Origin of the sequence: Bradyrhizobium guangdongense, assembly GCF_006483445.1 — a bacterium.
Lineage (GTDB): Bacteria > Pseudomonadota > Alphaproteobacteria > Rhizobiales > Xanthobacteraceae > Bradyrhizobium > Bradyrhizobium guangdongense_A.
In genome coordinates this window covers 1-3,135 of record NZ_PPPT01000246.1, presented here as the reverse complement: position 1 = coordinate 3,135, position 3,135 = coordinate 1, and the positions used below count along the sequence as shown (strand labels likewise).

At 65.5% G+C, this 3,135-nt stretch carries 4 protein-coding genes; 3 read left to right on the top strand and 1 reads right to left on the bottom strand.

The window, feature by feature from the left end:
• Nucleotides 1-242 precede the first annotated feature (242 nt).
• Nucleotides 243-644 carry an Ohr family peroxiredoxin gene (locus C2U70_RS30070; protein ID WP_140982257.1) on the top strand — a complete coding sequence of 134 codons (402 nt, stop codon included), beginning with the start codon at nucleotides 243-245 and terminating at the stop codon, nucleotides 642-644.
• 75 nt (nucleotides 645-719) lie between these two features.
• Nucleotides 720-1,136, top strand: coding sequence for a cupin domain-containing protein (locus C2U70_RS30065; RefSeq protein WP_140982256.1), 417 nt, complete (start codon nucleotides 720-722; stop codon nucleotides 1,134-1,136).
• A 5-nt stretch (nucleotides 1,137-1,141) separates the two neighbouring features.
• On the opposite strand, the gene C2U70_RS30060 is transcribed toward C2U70_RS30065, so the two are convergent.
• The gene (locus C2U70_RS30060) at nucleotides 1,142-2,278 is read right to left on the bottom strand and encodes an MFS transporter (RefSeq protein ID WP_140982255.1); all 1,137 of its coding nucleotides are present in this window, start codon (nucleotides 2,276-2,278) and stop codon (nucleotides 1,142-1,144) included.
• Nucleotides 2,279-2,415: 137 nt separating this feature from the next.
• On the opposite strand from C2U70_RS30060, the gene C2U70_RS30055 reads away from it, so the two are divergent.
• The coding region (locus C2U70_RS30055; RefSeq protein WP_140982254.1) for a bifunctional helix-turn-helix transcriptional regulator/GNAT family N-acetyltransferase at nucleotides 2,416-3,135 on the top strand (720 nt) is incomplete at its 3' end.

Here is a 3,135-nt window from a genome sequence, read left to right as displayed (position 1 = left end):
GGCCGAATAGACCGCAAAGCACAGGAAATTGGACAGTTTTCGGCCTTTGGGGTGTTCTTTGGCCTTCTCCTTGGCCTGCGGTGAACGGGTCACGGGAACCTCCGGATCTTGTGAACACGGACTCTATATATATCGTATCCGATTAAATCGGAAGAGCTTGACTTGATTGGGTGGGAGGTCTACTTCGAAACGTATCCGATTAGATCGGATGCGATATAAATGACCAACCAGAGGAGTTCGCCATGACCACGACCGCCAAGGTTCTCTACACCGGCAAGACCCACGTCACGTCAGGACCGAACGGTGCCGCCCGCTCCAGCGACGGCTTCGTCGACATCAAGCTGCCCGAGCCGCATCCGGCCGCCGAGCAGCTCTTCGCTGCCGCCTGGTCGGCCTGCTATCTCGGCGCGATCCAGCTCGCCGCGCAGCAGAAGAAGGTGAAGCTTGCGTCCCCGCCTTCTGTCGATACCGAGATCGATCTCAACAATTCGGCAGGCGCCTTTTTCCTGCGAGCCCGCCTCAACGTGACCGTTCCCGGTGTGGACCGTGAGGTCGCGCAGGCGCTGATCGAAGCCGCGCACGGCATCTGCCCCTACTCCAAGGCGGTCCACGGCAACATCGACGTGACCACGACCCTCGCGTGAACGGGATTGCAGGGCCTGCCGACAGGCGGGCCCGCCCCGACGCAGATTCATCTCTCGCCCCACAAGGAGGCTAACATGAGCAGCATTCTGACCAAGACGATCCGCACCATCGCAATCGCCGCACTCATCGCCGGCAGCGCTTTGACGCCCCAACTGGCGTTCGCGCAGCCGAGCGGCGTCACGCGAACCGACTTGCAACGGCACGACCTCAGCGTACCCGGGCGCGAGGCGATCCAGGTCCGCGTCGCGCTCGAACCGGGCGTCGCCTTTCCCAATCACTCCCATCCCGGCGAAGAGATCATCTATGTGCTCGAAGGCGCGCTCGAATACACGGTGGCCGGCAAGCCGCCGGTGACGCTGAAAGCCGGCGACGTGCTGTTCATCCCGGCCGGAACTGTGCATGCGGCACGCAATCCCGGCAGCGTCACGGCGAGCGAGCTTGCGACCTATTTCGTCGACAAGAGCAAACCGCTGCTGACGCTCGCCAAGTAACGCCATCAGGCTTTCCTCGTGACTGTTCGTGCGGACAGCGTGACCGCGGCCATGAGAACGGCGAGCATGGCGAATGCAGAGGTGAGTCCCGCAATCTTGGCAACGAAGCCGATGCCGGCGGGGCCCAGCAGAACGCCGGCATAACCGGCTGTCGTGATCGAGGCGACCGCAAGGCCGGTGGGCATCACGGTTTGCGCGCCGGCGCGGCGGAACAGCACCGGCACCAGGTTCGAGGCACCGAGGCCGATCAGGACGAAGCCGGCCATGGCGAGGATTGCGACCGGCGCCAGCAGCAGAAGCACGAACCCTGCGATCGCGAGCAAGCTGCCCCAAACCAGCGTCGCGTGATCGCCGACGCGCGCTGTGAAGGCGTCACCGCCGAGGCGGCCGACTGTCATCGCAATCGAGAACAGCATGTAGCCGATGCCGCCTTGCGCGTCCTTCACGAGTCCCGCGCCGACGATGAACAGCGCACCCCAGTCGAGCAAGGCGCCTTCGACAAGGAAAGTGATGGCCGCGAGAGCAGCGAGCAGCAGCACGATGCCGTGCGGCAGCACGAACAGCGGCCCCTCGTGCGCCTGCGCGGCGCGCAGCAGGCGCGGCCAGGCGATCAGCATCGCAATCACCATCAGCGCGGCGCAGATCAGACTGCTGGCGAGCGCGTCGACGTGCAGCGACAGCAGCGCGGTCATCGCGGCCGAGCCGATGAATCCGCCGATGCTGAAATGCGCATGGAAGCCCGACATCAGCGGCCGCGGCGCCGCGCGCTCGACCTCGACCGCATGGATGTTCATGGCGACGTCGATCGAGCCGAGGGCGGCGCCGAAAGCAAGCAGTGTCACGGCGAGCGTGACCGGCGTGCTTGCGATGGTGAGGAACGGCAGCATGGCGGCAAGACCCAGCCCGCCCGCGACGATGATCGGCTTGCTGCCATAGCGCGCGCTCAACACGCCCGTCAGCAGCATCGCCGCGACGGAGCCGATGCCGAGGCAGAGCAGCAAGAGGCCGAGCACACCGTCGTCGACCGCCAGCCGCTCCTTGGCGAAGGGCACCAGCGGCGCCCAGCAGGCCATGCCGAAGCCGGCGACGAGAAACGACAGACGCGTCGCGAGCCTTGTGGCCGGACGATCGACGGACGGCATTTCCAGGGGGAACTCCAACGGCGGGCATTGCGGGCAGAAAATCCTGTCTCGGACATTTCGCTTGTCACGTCGAGGCCGGAACGCCGCACCACCCGCTCACGATTGACAACGGATATTATCTGACTAAAGTCAGATAAATGCTCGATGCCATCGCCCGCGTCCGCCGCTTCAACCGTGCCGTCACTTCAGCAGTCGGTGCGCTCGATCATTCGTTCCTCGGCCGCGGCCGGCCGCTCGGTGCGGCGCGCGTCCTTAACGCCATCGGCCATGGGCGTTCCGATGTGGCCGAGATCCGCGACTATCTCGGCCTCGATTCCGGCTTGATGAGCCGCCTGCTGCGCAGCCTCGAAGACGAAGGCATGATCGAAACATCCGCGCATCCCGACGACGCCCGTCGCCGCGTCGCAAAGCTGACGCGCGCGGGCGCCGGCGAGTTCAGGGCGTATGAAGCGATCTCCAATGCGCAGGCCGACGCCCTGCTCGCCCGCCATGCCAAGCGCGAGGCGCTGCTGGCCGCGATGGACATGATCGCGTCTGCGCTCGGCGACGTCAGGACCGAGCTCACCGAAATGAGCCCGCGCGCGTCTGAGGCGCGCTACTGCCTCGGCGAATATTATGGCGAGCTCGCCCGCCGCTTCAAACAGGGCTTTGACGTCAAGCTGTCGCGCGATCCCGATGCCAAGGACATGGTCCGCCCGCGCGGAACCTTTATCGTCGCGATGTCGGATGGCTTGCCGCTCGGCTGCGTCGGGCTGAAGGGAACGGACTACGGCTTCGCCGAGATCAAGCGCCTCTGGGTCGCACCCTCCGCGCGCGGGCTCGGCCTCGGCAAGCGCCTGATGGACGCCGCCGAGACC

What these genes read in the sequence shown, in the direction of transcription:
- C2U70_RS30065 (WP_140982256.1), top strand. Translation starts at nt 720, where the DNA reads ATGAGCAGCATTCTGACCAAGACGATCCGCACCATCGCAATCGCCGCA.
- C2U70_RS30060 (WP_140982255.1), bottom strand. Translation starts at nt 2,278, where the DNA reads ATGCCGTCCGTCGATCGTCCGGCCACAAGGCTCGCGACGCGTCTGTCG.
- C2U70_RS30070 (WP_140982257.1), top strand. Translation starts at nt 243, where the DNA reads ATGACCACGACCGCCAAGGTTCTCTACACCGGCAAGACCCACGTCACG.